At 69.5% G+C, this 13701-nt stretch carries 15 protein-coding genes; 10 read left to right on the forward strand and 5 right to left on the reverse strand.

Annotated elements, in window-relative coordinates:
• Nucleotides 1-154 precede the first annotated feature (154 nt).
• From C471_RS13345 to C471_RS13365, 5 genes are all read left to right on the forward strand, one after another.
• A complete protein-coding gene (locus tag C471_RS13345; RefSeq protein WP_049909416.1) occupies nt 155-1381 on the forward strand; it encodes a pyridoxal-phosphate dependent enzyme in 1227 nt (408 codons plus the stop codon).
• A 75-nt stretch (nt 1382-1456) separates the two neighbouring features.
• On the forward strand, nt 1457-2044 hold the full coding sequence (locus tag C471_RS13350) for a GNAT family N-acetyltransferase (protein ID WP_004049883.1): 588 nt from the start codon (nt 1457-1459) through the stop codon (nt 2042-2044).
• A gap of 76 nt (nt 2045-2120) precedes the next feature.
• Entirely contained in the window at nt 2121-2522 is a 402-nt protein-coding gene (gene cdd / locus C471_RS13355) for a cytidine deaminase (protein ID WP_004049884.1), read from the forward strand.
• Between the two features lie 75 nt (nt 2523-2597).
• Entirely contained in the window at nt 2598-3425 is an 828-nt protein-coding gene (locus C471_RS13360) for a nucleoside phosphorylase (RefSeq protein WP_004049886.1), read from the forward strand.
• Between the two features lie 100 nt (nt 3426-3525).
• Nucleotides 3526-4707, forward strand: coding sequence for an NAD(P)/FAD-dependent oxidoreductase (locus C471_RS13365; protein WP_004049889.1), 1182 nt, complete (start codon nt 3526-3528; stop codon nt 4705-4707).
• Nucleotides 4708-4976: 269 nt separating this feature from the next.
• Here the strand turns inward: C471_RS13365 and C471_RS13370 are convergent, their stop codons facing one another.
• Both C471_RS13370 and C471_RS13375 read right to left on the reverse strand, forming a co-directional pair.
• Nucleotides 4977-5510 (reverse strand): Rrf2 family transcriptional regulator, encoded by a 534-nt coding sequence (locus tag C471_RS13370; protein WP_004049891.1) that lies wholly within the window; start codon nt 5508-5510, stop codon nt 4977-4979.
• Nucleotides 5511-5577: 67 nt separating this feature from the next.
• Complete coding sequence (locus tag C471_RS13375; RefSeq protein ID WP_004049893.1) at nt 5578-5793, reverse strand: hypothetical protein; 216 nt, start codon at nt 5791-5793, stop codon at nt 5578-5580.
• A gap of 98 nt (nt 5794-5891) precedes the next feature.
• Here C471_RS13375 and rocF point away from each other — a divergent pair, with 98 nt between their 5' ends.
• Complete coding sequence (gene rocF, locus C471_RS13380; protein WP_004049895.1) at nt 5892-6797, forward strand: arginase; 906 nt, start codon at nt 5892-5894, stop codon at nt 6795-6797.
• A 34-nt stretch (nt 6798-6831) separates the two neighbouring features.
• On the opposite strand, the gene C471_RS13385 is transcribed toward rocF, so the two are convergent.
• Nucleotides 6832-7128 (reverse strand): DUF7565 family protein, encoded by a 297-nt coding sequence (locus tag C471_RS13385; RefSeq protein ID WP_004049897.1) that lies wholly within the window; start codon nt 7126-7128, stop codon nt 6832-6834.
• 120 nt (nt 7129-7248) lie between these two features.
• Here C471_RS13385 and C471_RS13390 point away from each other — a divergent pair, with 120 nt between their 5' ends.
• A complete protein-coding gene (locus C471_RS13390) occupies nt 7249-8067 on the forward strand; it encodes a PHP domain-containing protein (protein WP_004049900.1) in 819 nt (272 codons plus the stop codon).
• A 43-nt stretch (nt 8068-8110) separates the two neighbouring features.
• Here C471_RS13390 and C471_RS13395 read toward each other — a convergent pair whose 3' ends face one another.
• Nucleotides 8111-8614 carry a metal-dependent hydrolase gene (locus tag C471_RS13395; RefSeq protein ID WP_004049902.1) on the reverse strand — a complete coding sequence of 168 codons (504 nt, stop codon included), beginning with the start codon at nt 8612-8614 and terminating at the stop codon, nt 8111-8113.
• A 162-nt stretch (nt 8615-8776) separates the two neighbouring features.
• Here C471_RS13395 and C471_RS13400 point away from each other — a divergent pair, with 162 nt between their 5' ends.
• On the forward strand, nt 8777-9880 hold the full coding sequence (locus C471_RS13400; RefSeq protein ID WP_004049904.1) for a pyridoxal phosphate-dependent aminotransferase: 1104 nt from the start codon (nt 8777-8779) through the stop codon (nt 9878-9880).
• A 63-nt stretch (nt 9881-9943) separates the two neighbouring features.
• Here C471_RS13400 and C471_RS13405 read toward each other — a convergent pair whose 3' ends face one another.
• The gene (locus C471_RS13405; protein WP_004049906.1) at nt 9944-10588 is read right to left on the reverse strand and encodes an FAD-dependent oxidoreductase; all 645 of its coding nucleotides are present in this window, start codon (nt 10586-10588) and stop codon (nt 9944-9946) included.
• A 404-nt stretch (nt 10589-10992) separates the two neighbouring features.
• Here C471_RS13405 and C471_RS13410 point away from each other — a divergent pair, with 404 nt between their 5' ends.
• Together C471_RS13410 and C471_RS13415 are read left to right on the forward strand one after the other, a co-directional pair.
• Entirely contained in the window at nt 10993-12750 is a 1758-nt protein-coding gene (locus C471_RS13410) for a 2-oxoacid:acceptor oxidoreductase subunit alpha (RefSeq protein ID WP_004049908.1), read from the forward strand.
• Nucleotides 12751-12753: 3 nt separating this feature from the next.
• The gene (locus C471_RS13415) at nt 12754-13617 is read left to right on the forward strand and encodes a 2-oxoacid:ferredoxin oxidoreductase subunit beta (protein ID WP_004049911.1); all 864 of its coding nucleotides are present in this window, start codon (nt 12754-12756) and stop codon (nt 13615-13617) included.
• Nucleotides 13618-13701: the final 84 nt, after the last annotated feature.

Below are 13701 nucleotides of genomic sequence, written 5' to 3' on the forward strand. Positions count from 1 at the left end.
GATCGACCAGATCGACCAGATCGACCAGATCGACCAGATCGACCAGATCGACCAGATCGACCAGATCGACCAGATCGACCAGATCGACCTCCGTCTCGATCCCCGCCCGGCTCCGAGAGGGAAGCGATTAGTCGCCGCCGCCGCAAGGGCCGGTATGGAGTCGACGGAGACGACGACGGCGTTCCGCGGGCTGGAGAGCCGCGCGTCGGGTCGCGTCCACGAGACGGCCGACCCGACGGCGGTGTCGGCGGAGGAACAGTCGCGGGGGCTCGACCCCGCCTACGACTACGACGCGGTCGATCCCGAGGCGCTGCTGGCGGGGCCGCAGGACGGGCCCGCCGGGACGGGCCGCGGGCACTGGCGCTTCGACGCGCTGCTCCCGTTCCCGGCCGAGGCGGCGGTCTCGGCGGGCGAGGGCGCCACGCCGCTGGTCCCGACAGAGCGGCTCGCCGACGAGCTCGACGTCGACGCGGTGTACGTCAAAGACGAGGGGCGGAACCCGACGGGGACCGTGCTCGACCGCGGGCTCTCGGTCGCGCTCACCGCGGTCGCGGCGCGGGCCGCCGAGGGACGGGACGTGGAGCCGCTCGCGTGCGCGAGCCCGGGTAACGCCGGGCAGTCGATGGCGGCGTACGCGGGCCGGGCCGACCTGCGCTCGTACGCGTTCGTCCCCTCCCGCTGTGCGTTCTCGAACAAGGCCATGACGAACGTCCACGGCGGCGACATGCGCGTGGTCGGCGGGCGCTTTCCCGACGCGGCCGACGCGGTCGACGAGCAGCTGGAGACGGAGTACACCGACCTCGGCGAGTTCGCGACGCCGTACCGCCACGACGGTGTGAAGACGCTCGCGTTCGAGCTGGTCGCCGACCTCGGCGCGGCGCCCGACGCCGTCGTCGTCCCGACCGGATCCGGCGAGATCGTCGCCGGCGTTTACAAGGGGTTCGCGGAGCTGGAGCGCGTCGGCGCGATCGACGCGGTCCCGAAGATCGTCGCGGCGCAGGCCGCGGGCTGTGCGCCGATCGCGGCGGCGATCGAGCGCGACCTCGACGAGCCGGAGCCGTGGGAGACCCCCGACACGATCTGCGGCGAGCTGGAGATCGCCGACCCCGCGGGCGGCGCGGCGGCGGTCGAGGCGGTCCGCGAGAGCGGCGGCACGGCGGTGGGCGTCGAGGACGAGGACATCCTCGCGAGCGCGGTCGCGGTCGCCCAGAACGAGGTGATGGAGATGGGCGCCACCGGCGGCGCCGCGCCCGCCGGCGCCTGGGCGCTCACGGAGGAGGGCTTCTTCGACGGCGACGAGACGGTGGTCCTGATCAACAGCGACGCCGGGCTCAAGACGCCGGACGTGCTGCGTAGCCACCTGATGGGCCAAGGGATTTAAAAAGCGGCCGACGCCCCGCGGCGACGCCGACCCCCACGGGGAACCGTTTTTACGTCGCCCGGCGTACGTGGATCCATGTACGTCCGCGACGCCAAGAACCGTGACGAGGCGTGGTTACTGGACGCGATCGAGCAGTTGGGGCTCGACGACGTCGCCTTCCGGTCACGGGACTACGTGATCGCGGTCGACGAGGAGTCGGGCGACCGGGCCGGGTTCGGTCGGCTTCGCCTCCACCGCGGCGACGAGGGGGCGGACAACCGGATCGAACTCACCGGGATCGGCGTGCTCCCCGAGTGGCGCGGTCGAGGCGTCGGGGCGCACGTCGTCGAGCGGCTCGTCGACACCGCGGCCACGGACCGGTTCGAGACGGTGTACGTGCTCACCGACCAGCCCGAGTACCTGACCCAGTTCGGCTTCGAGCGGATCGACACCGACGACCTCCCGGAGGCGCTCTCGGACCGGCTCACGGAGAAGCGCGAGTTCCTGGACGGCGACGTGGTCGGCCTGCAGTTGGCCGTCGACGACTTCGAGATGCCCGACCGGTTCCGCGAGGCGTTCAAGGCCGCCGAGCCGGCCGACGCCGCCGACGAGACGACCGAATCGCCCGAGGACTTCGGGATCGACCCCGACTCGGCCACGTACAAGTACGACACCGGCCGATAGATCGCTTTCGGCTTGCCGTCGGCTCGTTTTCGACCGCGATCCGACCGCTTATCGGCGCGCCGGCCGACGCCAGCGTATGGACCTGATCGAGGCCGCGCGCGACGCGCTCTCCGACGCGCACGTCCCGTACTCCGAGTACCGCGTCGGCGCCGCGCTCCGGACCGCCGACGGCACCGTCTACACCGGCTGTAACATCGAGAACGCCAACTACTCCAACAGCCTCCACGCCGAGGAGGTCGCGCTCGCGGAGGCGGTGAAGAACGGCCACCGCGAGTTCGATCGGATCGCCGTCGCCTCGGGCGTCCGCGACGGCGTCACCCCCTGCGGGATGTGCCGGCAGTCGCTCGCGGAGTTCGCGGCCGACGACCTCGTCGTCGTCTGCGACGAGGGCGACGGAGAGACGACCGAGTACACGCTCGGCGAACTCCTCCCGAACACCATCTCGGAGGGGACGCTGGACGACGCGCGGCAGATCTGAGCGGGGACCGATCCCCGCCGAGCGACGGATCGCGAGACGGAACTGCTTTGAAACGCCTCGCCGAAGGGCGAGGACATGACCGACACGAGCGACAAGAGCGAGGACCCCAACGACGAGGTCGGCTACCACGTCGAGGTCGGCCCCGACGACGTCGCAGACGCCGTGCTCCTCCCCGGAAACCCCGAGCGCGTGGACAAGATCACGGCGCTGTGGGACGGCCACGAGGAGGTCGCGCACCACCGCGAGTACCGCACCGCGACCGGGACCTACGACGACGCCCCGATCTCCGTGACCTCCACCGGGATCGGCTCGCCGTCGGCTGCCATCGCCGTCGAGGAACTCGCCAGGGTCGGCGTCGACACGTTCATCCGGGTCGGCTCCTGCGGCGCGATCCAGCCGGGGATGGACGTGGGCGACCTGGTGATCACCACCGGCGCGGTCAGGCAGGAGGGGACCAGCGACGAGTACGTCCGCGAGGACTACCCGGCGGCCGCCGACGGCGAGGCCGTCTCGGCGCTGATCGCGGCCGCCGAGCGGCTCGGATACGACTACCACACCGGCGTGACGATGAGCGCCGACTCATTCTACGCCGGACAGGGCCGTCCCGGATTCGAGGGGTTCGAGGCGGCCGGGTCAGACGAGCTGGTCGCGGAGCTGCGGGACGCGAACGTGAAGAACATCGAGATGGAGGCGTCGGCGATCCTCACGATCGCGAACGTGTACGGGCTCCGCGCGGGCGCGGTCTGTTCCGTCTACGCGAACCGAGTCACCGGCGAGTTCCGGACCGAGGGCGAGTCGCGAGCGGCCGAGACCGCGAGCCTCGCCGTGAAGCTCCTCGCGCGGATGGACGAGGTCAAACGCGAGGCGGGCGCCGACCGCTGGCACGCCGGTCTCTCGCTGTAGGGCGAATCGCCGCTCGTCGAATCGCCGCGCGTTGGCCAACCGACGCCGGCGTCAGCGGCGTTCCAAAGCGACTTTACCCGCGGACCGCGGAGCGACACGCATGAGTACACAGGTCGTCGTCGTCGGCTCCGGGTACGCCGGCGCAGGGGCGGTGAAGGCGTTCGAAGACGAGGTCGGCGAGGGCGAGGCCGAGCTCACCTGGATCTCGGAACACGATTATCACCTCGTTCTCCACGAGGTTCACCGCGCGATCCGCAACCCCGCGGTCTCCGAGAAGATCACCATCCCGGTCGACGAGATCAAATCGCCCGAGTCCGACTTCGTACAGGGCCGGGTCGTCGACGTCGACACCGACGAGCGCGTCGTCGAGACCGACGACGGGACGACCGTCGACTACGACTACCTCCTCTTGGCGGTCGGCTCCACGACCGCCTTCTTCGGCATCGACGGACTGAAAGAGCACGCCCACCAGCTCAAGGGCCTCGACGACGCGAAGGCGATCCACGAGGAGGTCCGGTCGGCCGCCGCCGAGGCGACCCGCTCCGACCCCGTCGAGGTCATCGTCGGCGGCGCCGGCCTCTCCGGCATCCAGACCGCGGGCGAGATCGCGGAGTACCGCGACAAACACCGCGCACCCATCGAGATCAAACTCGTCGAGGGGCTCGACGAGGTGTTCCCCGGCAACGATCCCCAGCTCCAGGGCGCGCTCCGCCAGCGGCTCGAAGACGCCGACGTCGAGATCCTCACCGGCGACTTCATCTCGAAGGCCGACGAGGACGCGGTCTACCTCGGCGGCGGCGAAGGCGAGGAGCCCGAGGAGCTCGGGTACGACGTGCTGATCTGGACCGGCGGCATCACCGGCCAGCCGGAACTAGAGAACGTCGAGGTCGAGAAGGACGACCGCTCGAACCGCGTCCACGCCGCCTCCGACTTCACCACCAGCGACGACCGCGTCTTCGCCATCGGCGACACCGCCCTCGTCGAGCAGGGCGACGACGACGTGGCGCCGCCGACCGCGCAGGCCGCCTGGCAGGCCGCCGAGGTCGCCGGCGAGAACCTCGCGCGAGCCGCCCGCGGCGCGCCGCTCCAGTCGTGGGAGCACAAGGACAAGGGGACCGTCATCTCGGTCGGCGAGGACGCGGTCGCCCACGACGTGATGGGGATGCCGATCAAGACGTTCGGCGGTACCCCCGCGAAGCTGCTGAAGAAGTCCATCGCGGTGCGGTGGATCGCGAAGGTCTCCTCGGCCGGGCGCGCCGCGGGCGCGTTCGGCGACATGTAGGACAGGCGGTCGCTGTCGGCTGTCAGCGCCAGCGCGTTCTCGACGCTAACTGCTACGTCTTCCTCGTGACGCCGTCCGCCGCGAGCGGCGGCGCGGCCGCTCGTCGATCGGAACACGGTGGTAACCTGTGCGACGCGGCGTGAGTTCCGTCGGCGGGAATCTGTCGCCGTACTGGCGGAACGGCGCGTGGTGGAACGGCGCGTGGTGGAACGGCGCGTGGTGGAACGGCGCGTGGTGGAACGGCGCGTGGTGGAACGGCGTGCGGCCGCTCAGTGCTCGGCCGGCTCGTCGGGCGCGCGCATGTCGTCGATCCGGAGAATAAGGACGTTGGCGGTGTCGTCTTTCCCGTCGACGGTCCCGTCGATGACGAGCTTCGAAAGGGGCGTCGGACCGACGGTGACGGAGTCGCCCTCGTGAAAGTCGCGGACGGACCCCTGCACGTGGATCTCGGCGCGGCAGAGTTCGGGGTGGTGGACGCTGGAGAGGTCGATCCCGTCGACGTTGACCCCGGTCACTTCCTCGCCCCCGTGGTAGATGGGGACGTCCGCGGGCTCGTCCATGCGCTGGATGTCGAGCGCCTCGTACGCGTTCGAGGTGGGCTTGTACCCCCCTTTCGGCCCCGGTACGCCCTCGACCAACTGGAGGGCCTTCAGACTCTGCATCTGGTTGCGGATCGTCCCTGGATTGCGGTCGACCTCCTCGGCGATCGCCTCGCCTTTGACGGCGTCCTCCTGTTCCCCGTACAGGTTGATGAGGGCCGAGAGGATGCTTTTCTGACTCGATGTGAGCTCGATCGATGACATGGTCGCGAATAGATGGCGACCCCGCTTAAATGCGATGGAAGCTTCTTATAAATGATCGTGCGGTTTCTCAGGATCCGCTGAGGCGACGGAGTCGAACGTACGCGACCGGGCTGGAGAGCGCGACCACGGCGCCGACCCCGATCAGCGCGAGACCGAGGTCACCGACGAAAAAGGCGAGTCCGGCACCGACGAGCCCGATCACGGCGCCGGTGAACGCGACGGCTATCATGGCACCGATCGGTTCGAGGTCGGCCGGATCGAAGTCGCCTTCGGAGCCGCTCATACCAGTCGTTGGCGTCCGACCGTGAAAACCTCACGCGATCCTCCGCGAGCGCGACGGGACCCCGATCATTCAAGCGTCGCCGGGGCGCTCTCTCGGACATGACCACAGTCAGGATCATCGGCGCGCCGACCGACTACGGGGCGAACCGACGCGGCGTGGACATGGGACCCTCAGCAATCCGCTACGCCGGGCTGGCCGACCAGCTCTCGGGCGCGGGCGTCGAGGCCGTCGACGCGGGCGACCTCGCGGTCCCCCGCGCAGAGGAGCGCGACCCGGACGCGGAGCCCCCGCGCGACGGGGACGCGAAGTTCCTCCGCGAGACGGCCGACGTCTGTCGCCGGCTCGCGGACGAGGTCGGCGAGACGCTCGCGGCGGGGGACGTGCCCCTCGCGCTCGGCGGGGACCACTCGATCGCCATCGGCTCGCTCTCCGGGTCCGCGCGCGACGCGGACATCGGCGCGGTGTGGTTCGACGCCCACGCCGACCTCAACACCCCCGCGACGACGCCCTCCGGGAACGTCCACGGGATGCCGCTCGCGGCCGCGCTCGGGCTCGGCGAGTTCGCGGGGTCCGACTGGGCGAACGCGCCCGGACTCGACCCGGAGAACGTCGCGCTGGTCGGGCTCCGCTCCGTCGACGACGCGGAGGTCGAGGTGATCCGCGACCACGGCTTCGCGGCGTACACGATGTCCGACATCGACGAGCGCGGGATCACGGACGTGACCGAGGAGGCGATGGCCGAGGCGTCCGCCGGCGTCGACGGCGTTCACGTCAGCCTCGACCTCGACTGGCTCGACCCCAAGGAGGCGCCCGGCGTCGGCACCCCGGTCCGCGGGGGGGTCACCTATCGGGAGGCGCACAGCGCGATGGAGGTCGTCGCCGAGAGCGACGCCGTCCGGTCGATGGAGCTCGTCGAGGTGAACCCGACGCTGGACCAGCACAACGAGACCGCGGAGCTCGCGACGGAGCTGGCCGCGAGCGCGTTCGGAAAGCGGGTGCTTTGAGGCCGGGGCGACGCGGTCGGGCGAGACGGGTCCGTCAGGGGCTTCGGTCCAACTGGTCGACGACTCGCTGGAGGTTCGCCTCGCGCTCGATCTCGCGCTTGATCTCCTCGCGGCGGCGGACCGCCGCGGAGTCGGCGTCGTACGCGCGCACGAACTCGGCGCGTGTGTGCTCGTCGAACGCGTGCCGGATCGCGAAGTACCCGTCCGGGACGATCGTGCCGCACACCTTACACTCGTGGCGCTGGTGGCCGTTCGTCTGGTGGACGATGGCCGACTCCACGTCGTCGAAGCCGGCGTCGCAGCCGTCGATTCCGCACGTCCAGCGGGGCATGTCACCCTCTCTCCGCCCCGAGGGATTAACGGTTTCCCCCGCCGGCCGCCGCTCGGATCTCCCCGCGACCTCCCGTGACCGGCAGGGGTGGGAGCGGACTCGCCGTCGAACGATACGCCTTTGCTCGGCCACGAAGAACGTCCGCCCGTGACTCGATCGAGAACGCGCGTCGACGCCCACGTGAAGGTGCTCGACGACGACGTCGTGGCCCTCGCGAAGGAACGGGGGATCGACGCACTCGTGTACGCCCCGCACTTCACCCGCCTGCCGACGATCCGGAAACGCGCGGCTCGGTTCTCCGACGACGACTTGACAGTGATCCCCGCCCGCGAGGTGTTCACCGGCGACTGGGGGAACCGCCGGCACATCCTCGTTCTCGGCTTAGACGAGCCCGTCCCCGACTACATCACCTTCGAGGCGGCGATGGCCGAGGCCGACCGTCAAGACGCGGCCGTGCTCGCACCCCACCCGAGCTTCGCGACCATCTCGCTCACTCGACCGGAGATCGCGGCTCACGGCGCTCGGATCGACGCGGTCGAGACGTACAACACGAAGCTCCTTCCGCACCAGAACGCCCGGACGCGCCGGATCGCCGAGGCCACCGACCAGCCGGGGTTCGGCTCGTCGTACGCCCACCTCCCCGGCACCGTCGGCGAGGCGTGGACCGAGTTCGACGGCGCCCTCGACGGCGTCGACGCGGTCGTCGACGCCTTCCGCGAGGCGCGGCCCCGAACCGTGATCCACCGTGGCGGGGCCGGCCACCAGCTCCGCGGGCTCGTGGAGTTCGCGCACCTCGCGTACGAGAACACGTGGGAGAAGCTCGACCGGCAGTTCCTCTCGGGCGACGAGCCGACCCTCCCGAGCAACGTCGCCTACGAGGGGCGGTTCAACGACGTGAGCGTCTACTCCGGGACGCTTTCGGACTACCGACCGAACTAGGCCACGGTCGCAGTCTCGGCGAGTGCTCGCGCCCTCCGTCCCCTCAGATACCGATCCCCGCGGCCGCCTCCGAGGCGAGCGCGGAGACGTCCAGATCGAGGGTCACGACGTAGGTGTGGATCGCCCAGAAGACCGCCAGTTCCACCGCGGTGACGATCACGGTGACGAGATCCGCGTACTTGCTGCTCGTCGTCACGCCGGTCGGCATCCCGTACTCGCGGTCGGACAGCGGGTGGAACAGCGCGATGCCGCGGCGGCTCCCGACCACGTCGAGGACGTAGTGGGTCAACACGCCGATCCAGACGTACTGGAGGTTGCCGAACACGATCGGGTACGCGAGGAAGACCCCGAGCACCGGGAGGCTGTGGAGCGTCTTCCGGTGGCGGCCGAAGGCGGTGTCGACGTCGGGGAACAGCGCCCCCAACACGATCGGGACGGTGATCTCGGCGATCGTCCGCACGGTGGCCGCGCTGAGGCTGGGCTCGATGACGAAGCCGAGCCCGAGCGCGAGCAGTAGGCCGTTGAGAACGTGACCCCGTTTGTTCATACCTCGGGGTGGCCGGGACCGTAAGTGAAACCACCGACTCGGGTCGATCGACGAACGGGATCGGCGGGCGCGATCGGCGAATGAGGACGGCGGGCGCGATCGGCGTAACGCGCGCAGGCGGCCAGCCGAAAGAGCCACGGCGCCCGCCGCCGAGCGACCGGCATGGAGTACGAGGAGCCGAAGTTCTTCCACGTGATGCAGTACGCGGCCGGGGCCGAAGGAGACGTCATCGACATGGTGAGCGGCAACCCCGACTGGGAGCCGCCGGCCGCGCTGCGGGAGGCGCTCCGCGAGTACGCAGACCTCCCGCCGGACGCCTTCCAGTACCCGCCGAGCGAGGGGCTGCTGGAGCTCCGCGAGGCGATCGCCGAGCGCCGGAACGTCGACCCCGACCGCGTGGTGGTCACGAACGGGACCGGTGAGGCGAACTACCTCGCGATGGCCCGCGCGTTCGAGCGCGACGCGGGCGACGAGGCGCTGCTGATGGATCCGGTGTACCCGTACTACCCCGGCAAGGTGGACATGCTCGGCGGGGAGTCGACGCTCGTCCCGACCGCGCGCGACGGGGGCCTCGACGTCGACGCGATCCGGGAGGCCGCGAGCGAGGACACCGCGCTCGTCGTCTTGAACACGCCGAACAACCCGACCGGCGCCGTCTACGACCTCGACGCGCTCCGCGAGGCCGTCGCGGTCGCGGAGTCGGTCGACGCCCTCGTGATGGTCGACGAGGTGTACGACCACTTCGACCTGACCGGCGGGTTCGAGTCGGCGCTGACGCTGGAGTCGGACCGGCTGATCGCCACCAGCGGGTTCTCGAAGTCGATGGCGATCACCGGACTCCGGGTCGGGTACGGCGTCTTCCCAGAGGAACACGTCGGGGACGCCAAGACCCGACACATGCTCGTGAACGTCACCGGGGCACGCCCCTCGCAGTACGCGGTCCACCACGCGCTCGCGGAGACGCCCTCCGACTACTACGCGGAGGCCCGCGACCTGCTCGCCGACCGCGTCGACGCCTTCACCGACGCCCTCGACGCCGCCGGCGCGGAGTACACCCGCCCGGAGGGGGCGTTCTACGTGCTCGCCCGCTTCGACGACTTCCCCGGCACGATGGCGAACGTCAAGCGTCTCGTCGACGAGGCGGGCGTCGCCGGGATGCCGGGCGACGCGTTCGGCACCGCCCGCGACGAGTGGATCCGGTTCGCCCTGGTAACGCCTCGGACCGCCGAGGCCGCCGAGCGCCTCGCCGACTACTTCGGGGACTGAACCCCGGCTCGCGATGAGCGACGACTCTCGATAGCCGATCGGCCGGACCGCCGTATACGTCGTCTACCCGAAGTTCTCGACCTTCGCGGCGTCGGCGTCGCCGCCGGCGGCCTGGACGGCGGCCTCGGCGTCGGCGACGAGGTCGGCGAAGCCGTACACGAAGACGGTCTCGCCTTTGTCGCCCGTCAGCGCCTCTGCGACCGCGCTGTCGAGGTCCTCGTCAGCGTCGAGGAGGGCGACCGCGGCGCCGCGCTCCTCCAGCGCGTCCAGCCGGTCCGAATGCGACACGTCGTCGTCGCGGTAGACGACCGCGGCCTCGGCGCCCTCGTCGAGCGCGCGCTCGGCGATGGCGACCGCCGGACCGACGCCGGGACCGCCCGCGATGACCACCGCACGCGGCTCGCCGTCGTAGTGCTGGTCGCCGAACGGGCCGGAGAGCGTCATCTCCGTACCGGCCTCGGCGTCGGCGAGGAACGCGGAGAAGTCGCCGCCCTCCTCGGGATCGATCCCGACCGTGACCTCGAAGGTGTCGCCGACCGTCGGCGACGAGAGGGTGTAGAACCGAGCGACCGACTCGCCGTCGATCTCGGTGCCGAGCTTGACGAACTGTCCGGGCTCGGCGGCGAACCCGTCTGGCGCGTCGAACCGGAGGGCGTACGTGTCGCGGCCGACCGTCTCGACCGATCTGACCGTCGCTGTCGTGTCCATGCCTCCGGTCCGGTCGGGAGACAGAAACGTGTTCCCGTCGCCGTCGGTGCTGCCCGCACCGCAAGCCGACGGTGAAAAGCGCCGCCGTCGCGGATGTCACCGGGGGCCACCGCGGACGTGATCGGGAGCCGCCGCGGACGTGATCGGGAGCCGCCGCGACCGTCGGGGGCTTCACCGGACACCAACCCGTCCGCTCCCCCTCGACGACCGTCGAACTCCCTCAAAAACACGAGGGTCGATCGTTAGGAATATGGAAAACGATCGTCCAATAACGATCCACATATCGGGATGTAGTGCCCCTCACAACCGTCAATATTCGCGAGATAATAAACGAACGTTCAGAAATGGGTGGATAGCTCCTTCCAGAAGTCTTTTGATGAGTCCGGCGAAATCCCCCGTATAGCATGCCTGCGGACTTCAACTGGGCCGTCGGCGGTGAGGCCGGCGACGGCATCGACTCGACCGGGAAGATCTTCGCGCAAGCGCTCTCTCGGGCGGGTCGACACGTGTTCACGTCGAAGGACTTCGCCTCACGGATCCGAGGCGGTTACACCGCCTACAAGGTGCGAACCTCCGTCGACAAGGTACAGAGCGTCGTGGATCGCCTGGACGTCCTCATCGCGCTGACGCCCCGGACCATCGAGGAGAACCTCGAGGAGCTCCACGAGGGGTCGGTGATCATCTACGACGGCGAGCGGACCACGATGCAGGACGTCGAGATCCCGGAGGGGATGATCGGGATCGACGTCCCGCTCAAGCGGCTCGCAGAGGAGGCCGGCGGGGCGATCATGCGGAACGTCGTCGCGCTCGGCGCGGCCTGCGAGGTCGCCGAGTTCCCCATCGAGAACCTCGACTCCGCGCTGGAGAAGCGCTTCTCGGACAAGGGCCAGAAGCTCGTCGACAACAACAAGGAGGCCGCCCGCGCCGGGCGGTCGTACGTCGCCGACGAGTACGACCACGAGTTCGACTACGACTTGGAGACCACCGACGAGGACTACGTCCTCCTCAACGGCGACGAGGCCATCGGCATGGGCGCCATCGCGGCCGGCTGCCGCTTCTACGCCGGCTACCCGATCACGCCCGCGACCGACGTGATGACGTACCTCACCGGTCGTATCGAGCGGTACGGCGGCCACGTCGTGCAGGCGGAAGACGAGCTGTCCGCGATCAACATGGCGCTCGGCGCCGCCCGCGGGGGCGCGCGGTCGATGACCGCCACGTCCGGTCCCGGGATCGACCTGATGACGGAGACGTTCGGGCTCATCGCGACCTCGGAGACGCCGCTCGTCATCTGTAACGTGATGCGCTCCGGGCCGTCGACCGGGATGCCGACGAAACAGGAGCAGGGCGACTTAAATCAGATGCTGTACGGCGGCCACGGCGAGGTCCCCCGGTTCGTGCTCGCGCCGACGACGATCGCGGAGTGCTTCTGGAAGACGGTCGAGGCGTTCAACCTCGCCGAGAAGTACCAGCTTCCGGTCTACCTCACCGCCGACCTCTCGATGGCGGTCACCGAGCAGACGTTCACGCCGGACACCTTCGACATGGACGAGGTGGAGGTCGACCGCGGCAACGTCGTCGACGAGACGACGATCGACGATCACATGAGCGAGTCGGGCGGCTTCCAGCCCCACGAGATCACCGACGACGGGATCTCGCCGCGGGCGTTCCCCGGCACCGCCGACGGCGCGCACATGTCCACCGGGCTCGAACACGACGAGCAGGGGCGCCGGACCGAGGACACGGAGATGCGCGTCGATCAGGTCGACAAGCGCAACCGGAAGGTCGAGACGGCCCGCGACCGAGAGGACTGGAGCCCGCGGGAGTTCGGCGACGCGGACGCCGACACGCTCGTGATCTCGTGGGGGTCGAACGAGGGCGCGCTCGCCGAGGCGGTCGAGTTCCTCGCGGACGACGGCCTCGACGTGCGGGTGCTCTCGGTCCCGTACATCTTCCCGCGGCCGGATCTGACCGAAGACGTCGAGGCGGCGGAGAACGTCGTCGTCGTGGAGTGTAACGAGCAGGGGCAGTTCGCGGACCTGGTCGAACACGACGTGTTAGAGCGCGTCGATCGGGTGAACAAGTACAACGGCGTGCGATTCAAGGCGGACGAACTCGCAGACGACATCAAGGCGACCCTCGCGGAGGGGGTGGAGGCGTAACCAATGAGCTCAGACATTCGATTCACCGACTTCAAGTCCGACAAGCAGCCGACGTGGTGTCCGGGATGCGGCGACTTCGGCACCATGAACGGGATGATGAAGGCGCTGGCGGAGACGGGCAACGACCCCGACAACACCTTCGTCGTCGCCGGGATCGGCTGTTCCGGCAAGATCGGCACGTACATGCACAGCTACGCGCTCCACGGCGTTCACGGACGCGCGCTCCCGGTCGGGACCGGCGTCAAGATGGCCCGTCCCGACATCGAAGTGATGGTCGCCGGCGGCGACGGCGACGGCTACTCCATCGGCGCGGGCCACTTCGTCCACGCCGTCCGGCGGAACGTCGACATGACGTACGTCGTGATGGACAACCGCATCTACGGGCTGACGAAGGGGCAGGCCTCGCCCACCTCGCGCGAGGACTTCGAGACCTCGACGAGCCCCGAGGGCCCCAAACAGCCCCCGGTGAACCCGCACGCGCTGGCGCTGGCGTCGGGCGCGACGTTCATCGCGCAGTCGTTCTCCTCGGACGCGCTCCGCCACCAAGAGATCATCCAGAAGGCGGTCGAACACGACGGGTTCGGCTTCGTGAACGTCTACTCGCCGTGCGTCACGTTCAACGACGTTGACACCTACGACTACTTCCGCGACTCGCTGGTCGACCTGAAGGAAACGGACCACGACCCCAGCGACAAGCAGGCCGCCAAAGAGGTCATCTTCGACGACGACACGGAGCACCAGGGGATCATCTACCAGGACGAGGAGTCGGTGCCGTACCACGAGCGTCACGGCGTCGACGAGGACATGTCCGTCATCCCGGACGGCGCGCCCGAGGGCGCGACGGACCTCGTCCGAGAGTTCTACTGAACCGCCGGCGAGCACGCGGGAAATCCCTTCGCGGTATCCCCGTTTTCGGCCGACACCGTTTCTGATCGGGACCGCGATCCCCGT

The organism is Halorubrum saccharovorum DSM 1137 (assembly GCF_000337915.1).
Classification (GTDB): Archaea; Halobacteriota; Halobacteria; order Halobacteriales; family Haloferacaceae; genus Halorubrum; species Halorubrum saccharovorum.

Coding starts and splice junctions, on each gene's coding strand:
- C471_RS13345 (WP_049909416.1), top strand. CDS start 155: ATGGAGTCGACGGAGACGACGACGGCGTTCCGCGGGCTGGAGAGCCGC.
- C471_RS13350 (WP_004049883.1), top strand. CDS start 1,457: ATGTACGTCCGCGACGCCAAGAACCGTGACGAGGCGTGGTTACTGGAC.
- cdd (WP_004049884.1), top strand. CDS start 2,121: ATGGACCTGATCGAGGCCGCGCGCGACGCGCTCTCCGACGCGCACGTC.
- C471_RS13360 (WP_004049886.1), top strand. CDS start 2,598: ATGACCGACACGAGCGACAAGAGCGAGGACCCCAACGACGAGGTCGGC.
- C471_RS13365 (WP_004049889.1), top strand. CDS start 3,526: ATGAGTACACAGGTCGTCGTCGTCGGCTCCGGGTACGCCGGCGCAGGG.
- C471_RS13370 (WP_004049891.1), bottom strand. CDS start 5,510: ATGTCATCGATCGAGCTCACATCGAGTCAGAAAAGCATCCTCTCGGCC.
- C471_RS13375 (WP_004049893.1), bottom strand. CDS start 5,793: ATGAGCGGCTCCGAAGGCGACTTCGATCCGGCCGACCTCGAACCGATC.
- rocF (WP_004049895.1), top strand. CDS start 5,892: ATGACCACAGTCAGGATCATCGGCGCGCCGACCGACTACGGGGCGAAC.
- C471_RS13385 (WP_004049897.1), bottom strand. CDS start 7,128: ATGCCCCGCTGGACGTGCGGAATCGACGGCTGCGACGCCGGCTTCGAC.
- C471_RS13395 (WP_004049902.1), bottom strand. CDS start 8,614: ATGAACAAACGGGGTCACGTTCTCAACGGCCTACTGCTCGCGCTCGGG.
- C471_RS13400 (WP_004049904.1), top strand. CDS start 8,777: ATGGAGTACGAGGAGCCGAAGTTCTTCCACGTGATGCAGTACGCGGCC.
- C471_RS13405 (WP_004049906.1), bottom strand. CDS start 10,588: ATGGACACGACAGCGACGGTCAGATCGGTCGAGACGGTCGGCCGCGAC.
- C471_RS13410 (WP_004049908.1), top strand. CDS start 10,993: ATGCCTGCGGACTTCAACTGGGCCGTCGGCGGTGAGGCCGGCGACGGC.
- C471_RS13415 (WP_004049911.1), top strand. CDS start 12,754: ATGAGCTCAGACATTCGATTCACCGACTTCAAGTCCGACAAGCAGCCG.